The 17,102-nt window shown below is 45.7% G+C and carries 14 protein-coding genes; 9 read left to right on the forward strand and 5 right to left on the reverse strand.

Annotated features, from left to right (window positions below; genetic code table 11):
- Positions 1 to 122 precede the first annotated feature (122 nt).
- Positions 123 to 1,088: a protochlorophyllide reductase gene (locus NLZ44_RS22210; RefSeq protein WP_493751195.1), complete on the reverse strand. Its 966-nt coding sequence runs from the start codon at positions 1,086 to 1,088 to the stop codon at positions 123 to 125.
- Between the two features lie 302 nt (positions 1,089 to 1,390).
- Between NLZ44_RS22210 and lepB the strand changes: the two genes are divergently transcribed.
- The gene (gene lepB, locus NLZ44_RS22215; protein WP_493751196.1) at positions 1,391 to 1,981 is read left to right on the forward strand and encodes a signal peptidase I; all 591 of its coding nucleotides are present in this window, start codon (positions 1,391 to 1,393) and stop codon (positions 1,979 to 1,981) included.
- A 16-nt stretch (positions 1,982 to 1,997) separates the two neighbouring features.
- On the opposite strand, the gene NLZ44_RS22220 is transcribed toward lepB, so the two are convergent.
- Together NLZ44_RS22220 and NLZ44_RS22225 are read right to left on the reverse strand one after the other, a co-directional pair.
- Positions 1,998 to 3,302 (reverse strand): dihydroorotase, encoded by a 1,305-nt coding sequence (locus NLZ44_RS22220; RefSeq protein WP_493751197.1) that lies wholly within the window; start codon positions 3,300 to 3,302, stop codon positions 1,998 to 2,000.
- Positions 3,303 to 3,317: 15 nt separating this feature from the next.
- The gene (locus NLZ44_RS22225) at positions 3,318 to 4,664 is read right to left on the reverse strand and encodes a histidine phosphatase family protein (RefSeq protein ID WP_187758163.1); all 1,347 of its coding nucleotides are present in this window, start codon (positions 4,662 to 4,664) and stop codon (positions 3,318 to 3,320) included.
- Between the two features lie 170 nt (positions 4,665 to 4,834).
- On the opposite strand from NLZ44_RS22225, the gene NLZ44_RS22230 reads away from it, so the two are divergent.
- Genes NLZ44_RS22230 through NLZ44_RS22240 form a run of 3 tightly spaced genes read left to right on the forward strand, consistent with a single transcriptional unit; the run spans position 4,835 to position 11,800 of the window.
- On the forward strand, positions 4,835 to 8,488 hold the full coding sequence (locus NLZ44_RS22230; protein ID WP_493751198.1) for an ATP-binding protein: 3,654 nt from the start codon (positions 4,835 to 4,837) through the stop codon (positions 8,486 to 8,488).
- Positions 8,489 to 8,499: 11 nt separating this feature from the next.
- Entirely contained in the window at positions 8,500 to 10,278 is a 1,779-nt protein-coding gene (locus NLZ44_RS22235; protein WP_493751199.1) for a two-component system response regulator, read from the forward strand.
- 43 nt (positions 10,279 to 10,321) lie between these two features.
- Positions 10,322 to 11,800 carry a CPBP family intramembrane glutamic endopeptidase gene (locus NLZ44_RS22240; protein WP_493751200.1) on the forward strand — a complete coding sequence of 493 codons (1,479 nt, stop codon included), beginning with the start codon at positions 10,322 to 10,324 and terminating at the stop codon, positions 11,798 to 11,800.
- A gap of 21 nt (positions 11,801 to 11,821) precedes the next feature.
- On the opposite strand, the gene NLZ44_RS22245 is transcribed toward NLZ44_RS22240, so the two are convergent.
- A complete protein-coding gene (locus NLZ44_RS22245; RefSeq protein ID WP_493751201.1) occupies positions 11,822 to 12,010 on the reverse strand; it encodes a hypothetical protein in 189 nt (62 codons plus the stop codon).
- Between the two features lie 84 nt (positions 12,011 to 12,094).
- On the opposite strand from NLZ44_RS22245, the gene miaB reads away from it, so the two are divergent.
- Complete coding sequence (gene miaB, locus NLZ44_RS22250) at positions 12,095 to 13,453, forward strand: tRNA (N6-isopentenyl adenosine(37)-C2)-methylthiotransferase MiaB (RefSeq protein WP_006625435.1); 1,359 nt, start codon at positions 12,095 to 12,097, stop codon at positions 13,451 to 13,453.
- A complete protein-coding gene (locus NLZ44_RS22255) occupies positions 13,450 to 14,004 on the forward strand; it encodes a hypothetical protein (protein WP_315638984.1) in 555 nt (184 codons plus the stop codon). Before miaB ends, NLZ44_RS22255 begins: the two co-directional genes overlap by 4 nt.
- Before the next feature lie 103 nt (positions 14,005 to 14,107).
- On the opposite strand, the gene tsaD is transcribed toward NLZ44_RS22255, so the two are convergent.
- Positions 14,108 to 15,154, reverse strand: a complete 1,047-nt coding sequence (gene tsaD / locus NLZ44_RS22260; RefSeq protein WP_006619221.1) for a tRNA (adenosine(37)-N6)-threonylcarbamoyltransferase complex transferase subunit TsaD — start codon at positions 15,152 to 15,154, stop codon at positions 14,108 to 14,110.
- Between the two features lie 168 nt (positions 15,155 to 15,322).
- Here tsaD and NLZ44_RS22265 point away from each other — a divergent pair, with 168 nt between their 5' ends.
- The 3 genes from NLZ44_RS22265 to NLZ44_RS22275 all read left to right on the forward strand — a co-directional run bounded on the left by NLZ44_RS22265 (position 15,323) and on the right by NLZ44_RS22275 (position 17,033).
- Complete coding sequence (locus NLZ44_RS22265) at positions 15,323 to 15,811, forward strand: Photosystem I reaction center subunit III (RefSeq protein WP_493751202.1); 489 nt, start codon at positions 15,323 to 15,325, stop codon at positions 15,809 to 15,811.
- Between the two features lie 100 nt (positions 15,812 to 15,911).
- Positions 15,912 to 16,037, forward strand: coding sequence for a photosystem I reaction center subunit IX (gene psaJ / locus NLZ44_RS22270; RefSeq protein ID WP_006619223.1), 126 nt, complete (start codon positions 15,912 to 15,914; stop codon positions 16,035 to 16,037).
- A gap of 186 nt (positions 16,038 to 16,223) precedes the next feature.
- Positions 16,224 to 17,033 (forward strand): carbon-nitrogen hydrolase family protein, encoded by an 810-nt coding sequence (locus NLZ44_RS22275; RefSeq protein ID WP_006619224.1) that lies wholly within the window; start codon positions 16,224 to 16,226, stop codon positions 17,031 to 17,033.
- The last annotated feature ends 69 nt before the right edge of the window (positions 17,034 to 17,102 follow it).

Genomic DNA, 17,102 nt, shown 5'->3' on the forward strand with positions numbered 1-17,102 from the left:
GTAGTGGCTGGGATAGATTCTAGCAAAAAATCGGTTTCCAGCTCACCCCAAGCAGCTTTTGTGGGTTAAGGACAAAAAAGCCGGGAAAACCCGGCGGAAAGTTGTCAATTTTCAGACACAAATCAATAAGCCAGTTCTACCAACTTGAGACTGAGATTCCACATTTTCTCAGCTCTTTCCTCATCTCTAGCTTGGGGCGAGACCCGTTGCACAAAAGACTGTCGGCCTTTTTTCTGGCGATTTCCCCAACTCCAGTAAGCACCAGACTGGCGATATTCCTCATCAAGGACCACAGCAGCCACTCGTTCTCCAGCCAATTCCTGAGAGACATAGCCCTTGGTAATGTATTTCTGGAATATAGGAAATATTTTCTGGAACAGGGGATAGTGATTGCGGAACAGGGGCGTATCCGCGACGCAACCTGGGTAAAGAGAGGTGAAAGTGATACCAGTTTCGTCGTGATAGCGTCGGTGCAATTCCCGCATAGTTAGGACATTGCAAACCTTACTATCTTTATAGGCTTTGACGGGTTCAAATTTTTTGCCGTCAATCATAGAAACTGGTTCTCGGAAGCCCTTAGCAAACCCTTCCAGGTCTCCCAAGTCGGGGCGGGGTGGAATTTTGCCACCGAGTTCGTCGGGGTTATGGGTAACCGTTCCCAAAATCACCATACGCTTATCCTCAGCGGGAGAGCGTTTCATGTCCTCCATCATCACATTACAGAGGAGGAAATGCCCGAGGTGATTGGTGGTCATGGTCAACTCATAGCCTTCTGGACTACGAAGGGGTTCTTTTATGAGGGGCATATAGATAGCCGCATTACAGACTAACCCCTCCAAGGTTCTACCCGTAGCCCGGAATGAGTTGATAAACCGTCGGACACTCTCAAGGGAACCGAGGTCGATATGAAGGATAGTGCGGCTGTCTTCGGGAATCCCTAATTCTTGGGCGGCGGCTTCTGCCTTTTCCAAGTTACGACAAGCCATGATGACATGAGCGCCCCTATCGGCGAGGGCTTTGGCGGCGTATAAACCAACCCCCGAAGAGGCACCCGTGACTATAACCGTTGATTTTTGATCCTGTACCATTTTTAGTTAAAACTCCGTTGATCACCGTCAGTTTTCTAAGTAATTATTCCGACGGAGACCCTGGCTGTTATTGATTGAGCGAGGTATCCTTAATCCCAGTATTATATTGCTAATCCTGTGGCGATCGCAACCATGTTTGAGGGATATTCTCAAAACCTGCCAAAAAAGCTGATGGTCAGCTATCATCAAGAATATAAGACCATCGGCAGGTGATGCTACGGTGCATCAAGGCGGGATATTGTCTGTCTAGCCAGGCGTATACCCTACTGCCAGTATTAATTATGTCCTTTGACTGTAAAATTATGAGCAGTGTCCCCAATCAAGACCAAAAACCCAAAAATTCACCATCATCACCATCAAACAACGAGGAGAATGCTTGGGTTGAAGGCATTAAGACTATTGGACTAAGTATAATTTTGGCTTTGGGTATCCGAACTTTTGTCGCAGAGGCTCGTTATATTCCCTCTGGGTCAATGCTTCCCACCCTGGAAATCAACGATCGCCTGATTATTGATAAGTTAAGCTACCGTTTCAGCGAACCGCAACGGGGAGATGTGGTAGTTTTCAATCCCACGGAGGAACTGAGCCTACAATACAATGATGCTTTCATTAAGCGGATTATTGGCTTACCCGGCGAAACATTAGAGGTTCGGGACGGACAGGTTTTTGTGAATGGCGAACCCATTGAAGAGGACTATATTGCCGAAGAACCCCAATACAAATGGGGGCCGGAAACCATCCCCGAAGGCGAGTTTTTAGTCCTGGGGGATAACCGTAACAATAGCTTTGATAGTCACTATTGGGGATTTGTCCCCCGAGAGAATATCATCGGTCGGGCTGTGGTCCGGTTCTGGCCCTTAGACCGTCTGGGAGGGGTCGATCGCAGTTTTTAACCGACTTTTTTGGCTGTCAACCGCGCCAAGTTTTGATGACTTTTCCGGTCATTTCCTGCCCCCAGCAGGGGGTATTAGCCGATCGCGATTTGATGGTAGTGTGATCTACCCTCCAAGGCTGTGCGGGGTCAAAGAGGGTTAATTCGGCGGCGCGGTTGACGGCAACAGTGGGGGGAGAAATAGCCAAACAGTGGGCGGGTTGGGTGCTTAAAACTCGCCACAGTTGCAGTGGCGACCATTGAATCTTAAAAACGGTATCTGGCTGTTGGACAAAGGTTTTCCACAGTAGAGATAAGGCTAATTCTAAGCCGATCGCCCCTGGGGGTGCATCAGCAAAAGCAACGGTTTTTTCTTCGTAGGTGTAGGGGGTGTGGTCAACAGCGATCGCATCAATAGTCCCGTCTACAATAGCCTGAATTAGGGCTTGGCGATCGTCTGGATTACCCAGAGGCGGGTCAACATTAAGATTCGGATCGTAGGGATTCGGCGCAAAGCCTAAACCACAGTCAGAAAGCCGCCCGGTAATGGCTTCTGTATCAAATAGTAAGTGCATCCAGGTGGTACTAGCGGTAATAGGTAGATGTCGCTGTTTAGCTTCCCGAATTAGTTGCACACCCCTAGCTGTAGAAACCCGCATGATATGAACCGGAGTTCCGATCGCCGCCACCAATTCCAGGACGGCGGAAATAGCCACAGTTTCGGCATAATCAGGAATCCCGGTCAAACCGCTATAGATAGAGGCGTAACCTTCCCGCATTACTCCTGAGTCCGCCAGAGTGCGATCGCAACAATACAGAGCGATCGTTTTTTTCAGCGGGTTAACATACTCCAAAACTCGCCGCCACAGATTAAGATTTCGATGAGCATATCCATCAGCAAAACCAATAATCTCAGTAGTCGCCAATTCCGCTAATTCCGTCATCATCTCCCCCGCCGCACCCCTCGTGGCTGCCCCCCAGACATAAAAGCCATGGGGTGCTAAACCTTGCCAATGTTGAATCGTGGAGAGATTATCAGCAGGTGGTAGCATATCCGGTAAAATCCCCAGGCGGGTATAACCTCCCGCCCTAGCTGCCGCCTCTAAAGATGCAATAGTTTCCCGTTCTTCAAAGCCCGGTTCTCCCGTATGGCTATACATATCCACCAATCCCGGCCCCAAAATCATACCGTGGGAATCAATGATCTGAGTATGTTCTGGGTAATCATAAATCTGGGATTCAATAGCAGTAATATACCCATCAATAATCAGTACATCTGCCACTTGATCTCGTCCATCCATCGGGTCTAATACCCGCACCTGTTTCAGGAGTTCACTACTCATATTCACAGACCAGTCCTAGAGGGCTCCGGCGGCGGTTTGGTCAAGAATACTACCCGATAAATGGGTGGTAATATTCATAGTTTCTAAAACCGGGTTACCTTTAGCACCGTGGGGATAGTCAATTACGGTCACCGAACCATTACCCTGTTTAAAATTCCAGAAATGCTCTGGTGATAAACCCAATAATTGACACAACAGAGCCTTATTTACCGCATCATGAGCCACCACTAATCCCGTCAGGGGTTGGGAATCATATTTATTAATGATATTCTGCCATCCCAGGGCTACCCTTTCTCCTACCTGATTTAAGTTTTCACCTTCTGGCATCTGTACCGTTTCCGGTGCAGTTTTCCACTGATTTAATAAACCCGGATAATCCTGCTCAATTTCTGATTCAAATTTACCCTCCCATAAACCATGGCTAATCTCTCGGAAATTGTCCTCAAATTGTAGTTCTATATCTCGGTGATATTCCAGGATAATTTCTGCCGTTTCTCGGGGGCGTGCCATGGGGCTACTGACCGCAAAATCGATTTTAATATCCTGGAGAAATTCGGCAGCTTTGCGAGCTTGTAATCGCCCGTTATCATTCAGGGGAATATCAATCTGACCTTGAAACTGTCCTTTTCGGTTCCATTCAGTTTCTCCATGGCGCACTAACAGCAGTCTCGGTCCACGATGTTCCGGGCGAAGGGTGGGGAGTTTCTCCCGCACATGGCTAGTGAGGTTCATCGATTCTAATTGTACGGCTGCGGGTAGTGGTAGTTCTCCGGGGGTGACATCACCAATATTGATAATGCTAATACCACAGTTAGACTGTTGAATACTTTGATAGAATTGGGGTTGAACTCCTAAAGCCGTAGCGATCAGCGATCGATTGATGCCGTTATGAGCCACTACTAGGATGGTTTGGTTGGTCTGGATAGAGACGTGCCGCCAAAATTGTTTGGCTTGCTCAAATAAGGCTAACACCGGGAAATGTTTATGCCCAGATTCTAATACCATGAAAAACTCATGGGGGCTCTGTTGCCAACATTGATAATCTTCGGGAAAGCGATCGCGGACTTCTTGGCGGGGGAGTCCAGCCCACAGAGGCAGATCAATTTCCATTAATAGGTCTGTCGGTTGCAACTGAGGGGCTGCATCCAGTCCAGAGCTAATCAATTGGGCTGTTTGTTGGGCTCGTTGTAGGGGACTGTGATAAATAGCATCGAACCTTAAACCCTGGAGGGCTTGGGCGACGCAGGCGGCATCAACGCGGCCCTGGTCGGTGAGAACTGAATCATCCAGGCGGCCCTGAATTCGTTTTTGGGCGTTGTAGGTACTCTGACCGTGACGGACAAGGATTACACGGGTCGTCATCTTAAAATTTTAAGTTCGATGGTAAGCCAGAAGCATTTTAACTTGTTTGGGGCAGTTTCCTACTACTCATTTATGATGTAAAGAGATGTTAAGGGTCTGTCCCAGCAAATCCTCAAGATAGGATTCTGATTAACGGGACTGTTGAAATGCTTAGGGCGTGGGCGAAATTGATGATGAATAATCAGATTACAGGCGATTACCATTGGGGTTTGATGGCTTTGTCTTTGGCAATGGCTGTGATTACCTCTTATATCCCTATGGATTTGGCTGTACAAGTCCGTGAGGGTCTATGGACGGCGAAACGGTGGAGGTTTTGGCTGTGCATGGGGGCGATCGCTATGGGGGCAGGTTTGTGGTCTATGGATTTTATGAGTATAGTCGCCCTAGAATTTCCCCTAGATGTTACTTATAACCTGTGGATGGCTTTGCTGTCGTTGTTGATGGCTATTATGGCTTCTGGGATGTTTCTGGGGCTCGCACTCAGAGAGCAGGCGAGTCGGTTTATCCTGATTACAGGTGGGATTTGTATAGGTACTGCACTGGCTTTGATGGACTATCTAGCAATTAGCGCCATAGCCACGGAAGCTGAGATTGTTTATGATGCACATTTGGTGCTGTTTTCTGTGGCGATCGCTATTGATGTGGCTTTGATTTCTCTGTGGCTGGCTTTTCGACTTGAAGATAACCCTGTAGTCGAAAAAACTAGACAAAAGGTGATCAGTGCAATGGTTATGGGATTTGGTATCGGTGGAATGCACTATATAGGACTTACGGCGACTGGGTTTATACCCAAATTAATCACGCCTATTACTGTGAATCCCTCTTTGAGTCCCTCTTGGTTGGCGATCGCCGTAGTATTGGCCACGGTTATCTGTCTATTTTTTATTGTGTTAACTAAGTTATGGGATCACAAATTGGTCAACCAATTGGCGCGCGAAAAAGTTTGCCAAGACAATGAACAGCAGTTTAGGACTTTGATTCAGCAAATGCAGGTGGGAATGTTATTGCTGAATGCTAAGGCAGAAATTTTGGTTTTTAATCAGGCGGCATTGGATCTTTTACGGCTAAATATTGAACCAGATAGCCTTCAGGTGTTTGGAGAGGGTTGGCATTTGGTGGTGGAGGATGGATCGCCGATTTCTTTGTCAGATTTACCTGTACAAAAAGCGATCGCTACAGGTGAAGCAGTGCATCATGTGGTTATGGGGTTTGATGACCCGAAAACTCAACAGCGACGGTGGTTATTGGTGAATGCCACACTACATGAGCCGGGAAAGGACGTGATGCGGGTTATATGTACTATTAGTGATATTACTAATCAAAAGCAGACTGAAGAGGCTCTCAGGCGCAGTCAAGAACGATTTACTCTCGCGGTCGAGGGGGCTAATGATGGAATTTGGGATTGGGATATTTCTGCCGATGAGGTTTATCTATCCCCCCGGGGAAAAATTATGTTGGGCTGCGGACCGGATTTAGATTGTTTCTCTAATTTGGACTCGGCGCTAAGAATTATTCATCCAGATGACCGCCAGCGGGTGGAAGGGATGTTAAATCGGTATTTGGCTAAGGAAATTCCCGCTTTTGATGTGGAATATCGCACCGAATTAGATAATGGTGAACGGCGCTGGATTCGCTCTAGGGGGGTGGCTCTTTGGGATGAACATAACCAGCCCTATCGCATGGTGGGATTTCATACTGATGTGACAGACCGTAAAATGGCTGAACAGGCTCTCCGGGAAGGGGCGGAACAAGAACGCTCTATTCTGCAAATGGTTCAGCAAATGCGAAAAACTTTGGAACTAGAGCAGATTTTTAGTGCTACTACTGGGGAACTTAGACAGGCTTTAAATTGCGATCGCGTTTTGGTTTATCGCTTCCGGGAAGACTGGAGTGGAGAATTTATGGCCGAGTCCGTGGCTGAAGGTTGGGTGCAACTTACCGCCGCACCTCTAGGAGATAGTAATAGCACAGCGATCGCTATTGAACAGGAAAAATGTGCTTTTCGGGTCATGAATCATCGCTATGTGATTTCGGATACTTATTTGCAACAAAATCAAGGTGGTATTTATGGCAAAGGAGTCAGTTATAGATGTGTGAATGATATTTATAAAATGGATTTCGATGGTTGTTATCTGGAATTATTAAAACAGTTTCAAGCTAGGGCTTATATTATTACCCCGATTTTTTGCGGCTATCAACTATGGGGATTATTGGCAGTCTATCAGAATTATCATCCCCGCAGTTGGACGACTGCTGAAATTCGCACAGTTACACAAATTGGCTCTCAGTTGGGCGTGGCTGTTCAACAGGCGGAATTGTTGGCGCAAACTCAAGAACAGGCTAGACAACTGCAACAGGCTAAGGAAATGGCTGATGAGGCTAATCGCTCGAAAAGTGAGTTTTTGGCGAATATGAGCCATGAGTTAAGAACTCCTTTAAATGCGATTTTGGGGTTTGCTCAACTGATGTCTACTAACCAGAATCTGGCTCCCGAAAATCGTCAACATATTGAGATTATTAATCGGTCGGGGGAGCATCTTCTCGGTCTGATTAATGATATTTTGGAAATGTCTCGGATTGAGGCAGGGCGGGCGACTCTTCAGGTGAATGCTTTTGATTTATATGAGTTTCTGAAAAGTTTAGAGGATTTATTTAAATTGCGGGCGACTTCTAAAAATTTACATCTGATTTTTGAGCGCCCTCAAGGTTTGATTAGGTATATTAAAGCCGATGAGAAAAAGTTGCGTCAGGTGTTGATCAATTTATTGGGAAATGCCATTAAGTTTACGGATGAAGGTAGTGTGACTGTTCGGGTTTCTCACCAAAGCGAGTATCCCTCAGATCTATTACAATTTGAAGTGGAAGATACCGGGCTGGGAATTGCTCCCGAAGACTGTGAAGGACTGTTTGAAGCCTTTGCACAAACGGAAACTGGTTTAAATGCTTCCGAGGGTAGCGGTTTGGGGTTGGCAATTGCACAGCAATTTGTCACACTAATGGGTGGTGAAATTACTGTCCGTAGTTGCCTTAACCAGGGTTCGACTTTTTCGTTTACTATTCCAGTACAAAGGACTGAGGACAAGCCGAACCCAGCGATCGCATCTATTATGGATAGGGTCATCGGTCTGGCTCCTAAGCAGGCGCTCTATCGCATTTTGGTGGTTGAAGACCGAGAAAGCAATCGTTTATTGCTGGTGGAACTCCTGAGTGTCCTGGGGTTTTCGGTCAGAGCAGCTAACAATGGCTCCGAGGCGATCGCTATTTGGCAACAGTGGAACCCTGACCTGATTTTTATGGATATGCGAATGCCTGTGGTCAATGGTTATGAAGCTACCCGCCAAATTCGCTCTCAGCCTGGTGGTCGGGAGACCGTCATTATTGCACTGACTGCTAGTGCCTTTGAGGAACAAAGACAGGATATTATGAACGTGGGATGCAATGATTTGCTGCGAAAGCCTTTTCAGCGAGGAGAATTGCTCAGTAAATTGAGTCAATATCTGGGTGTCCAATATATTTACAATACACAGCCGGAGATATCTTTAAATCTCAATTCTCCCGAAGATACTGACAATATCGAACCCTCAAAAATTAACTTAGAACAAATCAGAGAAATGCCAGAATATTGGCTAGATCAGATATATTCTGCGGCGGCTCAGGGTAGTGACTTACTACTATTAGACCTGATTCAAGAAATTCCCGCTCAGTACAGTAATCTAGCTAATACAATGACAGAATGGGTGGGAAGTTTTCAGTTTGATAAAGTTCTGGAATTGGTGGAACAAACAAAGCCGGAAGCACCTAATATCCAACAAATGCCGAATTGAGTGAAAATCAAGTGGATACACCAAAAGCAGATATTTTAGTCGTCGATGATAAGCCGGAAAATTTACACCTTCTCTCGGAAATTTTGATGATGGAAGGATACAATGTCCGCAAGGCTGTTAATGGTAAAATGGCTTTGATGGCCGTCAAGACTGTGCAACCTGATTTGATTCTACTGGATATTATGATGCCGGGAATGGATGGATATCAGGTTTGTCAAGAGTTGAAAAGCAATCAAAAATTAGCTAAGGTTCCGGTGATATTTCTCAGTGCTTTAAATGATGTTTTTGATAAGGTTAAAGCCTTTGGCGCTGGGGGTGTAGACTATATTACTAAGCCTTTTCAAATGGAGGAGGTTCTAGTGAGGGTGGAAAATCACCTGATGCTGAAGGCGGCGGAAAAGAAAATTCTTGAATTAAATACTGAGTTAGAAGCTAGGGTTAAAGAACGCACTAAACAATTGGAAATTGCTAATGCTAAGTTGTTGGAAATGGCTCTCCATGACCCGTTAACACGACTACCCAACCGCACTTTATTTATGGATCAGATATCCTGGGCAATTGCTAGGTTAAAACAGGGTAGTAGTCATGGGTTTGCGGTGCTGTTTATGGATTGCGATCGCTTTAAGGTGGTGAACGATTCCTTGGGGCATACAGTGGGAGATGAATTGTTAATTGCTATTGGCGATCGCATTCAAAAAATACTCAAAAATAATGATTTACTATCCCGCTTGGGAGGAGATGAATTTGCCATTATTGTACATGATGTTAATGAAATTGAACCAGTAAGGAATCTCGCCAATTCTATTCTTGAGGTGATGTCTTGTCCGTTTCAAATCTATAGCCGAGAGATTTTTATTAATATGAGTATCGGTGTAGTTCTCAGTAATAGAGACTATGAACAACCCGAACATTTATTGCGAGATGCAGATACAGCTATGTATCGTGCCAAAGCCCTAGGACGGGGACAATATCATATCTTTGACCCGGCTATGCACAAAGAAGCCCTGGATTTATTGGGTTTAGAAACTGACCTAAGACGGGCTATTGAAAATCAAGAATTAATCGCTTATTATCAGCCAATTATTAACTTAGAAACTGGCAAAATTTCGAGTATGGAAGCCTTGGTGCGTTGGCAACATCCCCAACGGGGTTTGGTCCCACCTGGTATGTTTATCCCCTTGGCTGAGGAAATGGGGGTAATTACTACTATTGGAACTTTGATGCTGGTAGAAGCCTGTCATCAACTGAAAAATTGGCAGGAGCAGAAATTGGTAGATGAATCTGTTAGTATTAGTGTGAATCTCTCTGTCAGACAGTTTACCCAAGCCGATCTAATTGCAACGGTTGATGATATCCTGGATGAAAGTGGTTTAAATCCTAAATGTCTGAGATTAGAAATGACTGAAAGTGCGATCGTCGAACATACACAAACAGCCCGAACTATTTTAACCAAATTTCGCGATCGCCATATCGGTTTAAGTCTCGATGATTTTGGCACAGGCTACTCCTCCCTCAGTTATTTACACGCCTTCCCGGTAGATACCATAAAAATTGATAAGTCTTTTGTCAGTCTTTTAGATGGAACTCCCGAAAATCTGGGGCTAATTCCTGCCATCATTGGTATTTCTAAAACTTTAAATATGGTAGCCGTAGCTGAGGGAATAGAGACCGCCGAACAACTTGCACAACTACGAGAACTAGAATGTAATAGCGGACAAGGATATTTCTTTTCTAGGCCTTTACCAGCTACTCAAATGGCTGAACTTTTGGCAACTCATCCCCAATGGTAAAATCAAGTCCTAAAAATCGATTATTTCCTTTCAATAAAAATATATGAAATTAAAACAGATAATTTTAAGCATTCTGACTTTCATCTCTATAGTATATGTGACTTTAAGCCTGCTCGGCAGTTGGAGTCAGCCCCAAATTCAAAGCCGTCTGGAACTGTATCAGACTAATTTAATTCTCCAGGCTTCTGGGTGGCAACCACAGACGGAAGACCGGGCGAATTTGCTCACCCTACGAGATAATATTATCGGGAAAGATCCGGTTAATGCTGCCCTGAAACAATACCAAAATGTACAGGAGTCTAACTACCAAAATTTACAGCGACTACAACCCAATCAACCCTCACAATTTTCGAGGGGAGAATTAGCACAGACCATAGGTGAGTTAGAATTGCGAATTGGCATTATCCAAGCAGTGCTGGGAGACTCCCAAGAGGCGATCGCTACTTGGGAATCCCTAATTTCTGAAAATGGTAATTATCCCACAAGTACCACAGCGGAAGTATTAGTAGGACTCTGGACAGAACCGCCAGATATAGTCTCTAATGCCGAAGATATTTTACAGGCAAATTTAGAGGGTTGGTTCAGTTTTCAAACTTTAGCCCAACTCTACACTTTACAAAACCGTGAAGATGTCTTACAACAACTAAATAATCAACAGCAGGAAACGTCAGAAAATGCCGTTTATAAATTAGCCATTGTTTCCGCTATTCCTGGCTTTGGTTTGGTGTCGGGAATTATCCTATCCATCATTTTAGCAGTGCAATGGTTCCTGAAACGTGAACAGGCAATTATCAACCGTAATGCTGATGTCAAATGGTCTGTCCCTTGGACTGCGGAAATGATTGTGCAAGTGTTTGTTTTAGGTTTTTTCCTAGTTGGACAGTTATTAATCCCATTGATTTTTCAACTCCTCGGTTTAAGACCGGCGGCGGGAGATGTGAGACTGCAAGCCTTTTATATCCTCATAACTTATATGATTTTAGTGGGTGGTGGATTAGGTGTTTTATATCTGTCTATCAAATCATTTTTCCCTCTCCCGGAAGGTTGGTTTAGGTTCAAATTATGGGATAGTTGGTTATTATGGGGTTTCGGTGGCTATTGTGTAGCTTTACCCTTAGTGATTTTAACTTCCTTAGTCAATCAAAAATTATGGGATGGTCAAGGGGGAAGTAATCCGATATTACCCATAGCTTTAGAAAATCGAGATGCGGTAGCTTTAGGGATATTTTTCTTGACGGCTTCTCTAGCAGCACCTTGGTTTGAGGAGGTGTTATTTAGGGGGTTTCTGTTACCTTCCCTAACTCGCTATTTTTCCCTGTGGGGTGCAATTATAGCCAGTGGGTTGCTGTTTGCGGTGGCTCATTTGAATGTCTCGGAAATTTTGCCTTTATTCGTGTTAGGAATTGTCCTGGGTTTTGTCTATACACGATCGCGTAATCTGTTGGCTCCTATGTTACTACACAGTTTATGGAATAGCGGCACCTTAATAAGTTTGTATATCTTAGGAAGTGGCGCTAATTAGTCTAGAATCAATCCCCAGAAGTCAAATATCTGGGGAATCTTCCGAGGAATAATTCCTGGTCGGATAGCCTCGCCGCCGCATACCCTTAGAAGCGATCGCCAATAATAAACCCGTGAGTAGGGATAACTCCAAATGAGTGTACCAAGTCGCCACCCCCAAGGACAGCAAAGCGATCGCACCAACCATCAAAACCTGAATTCGCCTAGACATAAAAAATCACAAACCCAACCATTCAATTATAATAGTCATTCAACTGATAGACCATTATCGATAAGTTATCCCTAATATCAAACCATGACCACAAAACCCCGCCATTACCATATCACCACTTTCGGATGTCAAATGAACAAAGCCGACTCCGAACGTATGGCAGGCATTTTAGACGAAATGGGGTTAACCTTCGTTGAAGACCCAAACCAAGCTGATATCGTCCTTTACAACACCTGTACCATTCGCGATAACGCCGAACAGAAAGTCTACTCCTACCTGGGGAGACAAGCGAAACGGAAACAGGAAAATCCGAACCTGACCCTAATTGTAGCGGGATGCGTCGCCCAACAGGAAGGAGAAGCACTCCTGCGTCGGGTTCCCGAACTTGATTTGGTCATGGGACCGCAACACGCCAACCGTCTCCAAGACCTATTAGAGCAAGTATTTGAGGGTTCCCAGGTGGTGGCGACTGAACCGATTAATATTGTGGAAGACATCACCAAACCTCGCCGAGATAGCAATATCACCGCCTGGGTGAATGTAATTTATGGTTGCAACGAACGCTGTACCTATTGCGTAGTTCCCAACGTCCGAGGAACCGAACAGTCCCGCACCCCGGAAGCTATCCGGGCGGAAATGGAAGAATTAGCCAGGGCGGGTTATAAAGAAGTTACACTGCTGGGACAAAATATTGATGCCTATGGTCGCGACCTCCCCGGTTCTACCCCAGACGGTCGTCACCAACACACTTTGACAGACCTGCTCTATTATGTGCATGATATACCCGGTATTGAGCGTATCCGTTTCGCTACCAGTCATCCTCGCTATTTCACAGAAAGGTTAATTCGCGCCTGTGCGGAACTTCCCAAGGTGTGCGAACATTTCCATATCCCGTTTCAGTCGGGGGATAATGATGTGCTAAAGGCCATGGCGCGGGGATACACCCATGAAAAATATCGTCGGATTATTAATACTATTCGCGAGTATATTCCCGATGCGTCAATTAGTGCTGATGCGATCGTCGGGTTTCCGGGAGAAACAGAGGCGCAGTTTGAGAATACCCTAAAACTGGTTGATGATATTGGTTTTGACCTGTTGAACACGGCGGCTTATTCCCCCCGTCCGGGAACTGGGGCGGCGTTGTGGGAAAATCAGCTTTCTGAGGAGGTGAAAGCCGATCGCCTACAACGGTTAAACCGACTGGTGAATGTGAAGGCTATGGAAAGATCCCAAAGATACCGCGATCGCATTGAGGAGGTATTAGTGGAAGGCACAAACCCCAAAGACCCCAGCCAGGTGATGGGACGTACCCGTGGTAATCGTCTGACGTTTTTTAAAGGGAATTTGGCGGAACTCTCAGGTGAACTGGTGAAAGTGAAGATTATAGAGGTGCGGGCATTTAGCCTCACCGGAGAACCTATTGAGTTATATGTGACCCTATGAATACTAAAATTTTTAAAACAATCGGTTTTGTCTCTCTGCTGGGGATGGTTTGGGTAAGTGCGATCGCTTGTCAGAAAAACCCTCAAGCCCAAAATAATGCCATTCAGGTCGCCCCAGCCGGTCCTATGCCTACAGTAACTCAAAATCCCCCTTCTCTGGCGCAACCGGGTCAGGGGGGTATGAATTTACCGAGACCCAGAGATAATGGCGATTATACCCGTTCAACTCATACCACCTGGGAAGTGACAGACAGAGACCCCAACGGTTTAAACTGTCGCATGGCTAATAATCTCAGCAGCTATGACCAACTTCTGGCTAACCAGGGTCAGGTGACTATGAATATCAAAAACTGGCCAGTAGTTGGCACGATCAAACAAGGACAGGATTTTGAGATTAATCTGGGTCCGGCCGGATTTGGTATTGTTTATGATAACGAAAACCAACCCTGGATGTATGTTGAACGTACTGATGAACAAGGGGCCGCGAGTAATTGTTTTGTGCGGGCTAACCATCGTTTTGTACAACCGATCGCCACTCAGAATGTCTTATGATTAAGCCCTCCTGGGTGAGGACGGGTTGATTGATATTGTCGGTGGTGGATATTTAGGAACCCACCCCGACATTTGTGCTAATTTTGTTGACTTCCTGATTGTTTCAGATAGCCTCATAGAGGTTCATCACATCAGCGATCGCCATACGAGAATAAGCCCCCAAAGTCAGAGGGGAGGTGTGATCATGTTCCAGGTGATCCGCCGCCGCACAGGCGATCATCGCCGCATTATCAGTGCAGAATTTCATCGGAGGGAACAAAACCCTTAAATGGTTTTCCTTAGCCGCTTCCTGTAACAAATGACGGAGGCGACTGTTAGCAGCAACTCCCCCCCCAACCGTAATAGTATCCAATTGGTAATTGAGGGCGCAGGCGATCGCTCGTTTGGTTAACCCCCTGGCAACTGTATCCTGAAAGCTGGCTGCCAGGTCTGCCACGGGCAGTTCGACCCCTTTTTGGTTGAATTTATCCACCAAACGTAAGACAGCCGTTTTCAGGCCGCTAAAGCTGGAATCATAGGGATGATAGCCGCCCCCAGGTAGGGAAATGCGACCCTCTGGGAGAGGGAAGGCTTGGGGGTTCCCACTGGCTGCAAGGCGATCGATAACCGGGCCGCCTGGATAACCGAGGTTGAGTAAACGAGCCACCTTATCAAAGGCTTCTCCCGCCGCATCATCGCGGGTTTGACCCAAAGTTTCATACTGACCACAACCGATCACCCGAATTAAACTGGTGTGGCCCCCAGAAACTAATAAACAGAGAAATGGTGGTTTTAAATCCGGTTCACTGAGATAGGACGCATAAATGTGACCTTCTAGGTGATGGACTCCTAAAAATGGCTTCTGGTGAACCATCGCTAAACTTTTCGCCGCTGTGATTCCCACTAATAGCGCTCCCACTAACCCCGGAGCGCAGGTAGTAGCGATCGCATCAATATCAGTCCAGTCCTGATTAGCTGAACTTAGTGCTTCGGTAATTAGGGGGTTGACCATTTCCAAATGTTGCCGGGAGGCCACCTCTGGCACTACCCCCCCATAGGGGCGATGAATAGGGATTTGAGAGGCCACCACATTACTGCAAACTTTACGATTCTTTACAATTGCTACCCCTGTTTCGTCACAACTTGTTTCAATTGCTAAAACTGTTGCCATTGGCTGATAAATTTAATCATAAGATTGAGTTACATCTAGTAGCTTATCCCCAGAAAGAGATTAAATGGGTGTCAAGAGTCTAAATTCAAAGTAAGATGGCTCCTAAGTCCTTAATCCGTTGGGATTGTACAAAAAACTTATTGTTTTGTAACAAAAGGAAACAAATCTATGCGACGATTGTTGGCTCTAGTTCTCGCTCTCGGTCTTTGGTTCGGTGGTAGCGCAGCCGCCGAGGCTTATAACCTAACTCCCTGCTCCGATTCGGCTGCATTTCAGCAACGGGCCAAGACTTCTATCGCCCGCAGTGCTAACCCAGACCAAGCCAAAGCTCGGTTCGAGCGCTATTCCCAAGAACTCTGTGGCGAAGATGGCCTACCTCACCTGATTGTAGATGGTAGCCTGTCCCACGCTGGCGATTTCTTAATCCCCAGTGTTCTATTCCTATATATCGCCGGATGGATTGGTTGGGTAGGTCGTTCTTACCTCCAGTATGCTCGGAAAGATAAAAAGCCCACCGAAAAGGAAATCATTATCGAAGTTCCCAAAGCTGTGCAATTGATGCTGGGTGGATTTCTCTGGCCTCTGGCTGCTCTCAAAGAAATGACCACCGGGGAAATGTTTGCTAAGGATAATGAAATCACCGTTTCTCCTCGCTAAGAGATTCGCGGATGTAGCTCAAGCCTTTTGCGGGTTAGTTTAAGGGAATTTTTCCCAAATTGTATCGAATGTTTGGCAGATCAATTAGGAGACTCAATTCATGCAGGACTTTTTGAAATATTTGTCTACTGTCCCAGTTTTGGCAGCGGTTTGGCTGTTAATTACTGCTGGTATTCTGATCGAATTTAATCGGTTTTTCCCCGACCTTCTGTTTCATCCCCTCTAGGGATTAGAACCGGAAAAATGGGCAGGTCGCCCTAAGTGGCGATCGCATCATTAACAAGAGATTAATATTTATAGGGGTAATGATAAATTGCCCCTATAATATTGTCCGAGCATACCTACTCCCTGGTGGGATTATTGACTACAATAAAAATCACTTATTTTCACTTATTTTTCTGATTCCGTATCGATGAAATCCTACACTGCTGCCGCGATCCAAATGACCAGTCTGCCCGATTTGCAGAAAAATTTGTCAGAAGCTCGCGATTTAATTGAACTAGCTATTCGTCAAGGCGCTGAATTAATTGGCTTACCCGAAAACTTCTCGTTTATGGGTGAGGAAGAAGATAAACTTATGCAGGGTTCAGAAATTGCCGAAGAAACCGAAAAATTTTTGAAAACTACCGCCCAACGTTTTCAGGTAACCCTTTTGGGTGGAGGGTTTCCCGTTCCCAAAGGAGAAGGTAAAGTCTGCAATACCGCCTTGTTAGTAGACCCCACAGGTCAGGAGTTAGCACGATATGAAAAAGTGCATCTTTTTGATGTCAATGTACCTGATGGAAATACTTACTGCGAGTCCGCCACCGTGAAAGCCGGGACCGATTTCCCACCTGTTTATAATTCCCCAGAATTGGGTCAGTTGGGTTTATCTGTATGTTATGACGTGCGGTTTCCAGAATTGTATCGGCATTTATCTAAACAGGGAGCCGAGGTGTTATTTGTTCCCGCCGCCTTTACCGCCTATACCGGGAAAGACCACTGGGAAGTTTTGCTAAAAGCTAGAGCGATCGAAAATACTTGTTATGTGATTGCTCCCGCCCAAACTGGTTGTCACTATGGCCGCCGCCACACCCACGGTCACGCCATGATTATTGATCCTTGGGGAATGATACTAGCTGATGGGGGAGATCAGCCAGGAGTCGCCTTAGCTGATATTGAACCCACCCGCCTCCAACAGGTCCGTCGCCAAATGCCATCCCTGAAACATCGGGTATTTTAGCAAATCAGCCACTAAGGTGCGTCAGTTGCCGATTATTGATTGTTCACCAGTCGCTTAATACATTGCCCT

The organism is Arthrospira sp. PCC 9901 (assembly GCF_059013425.1).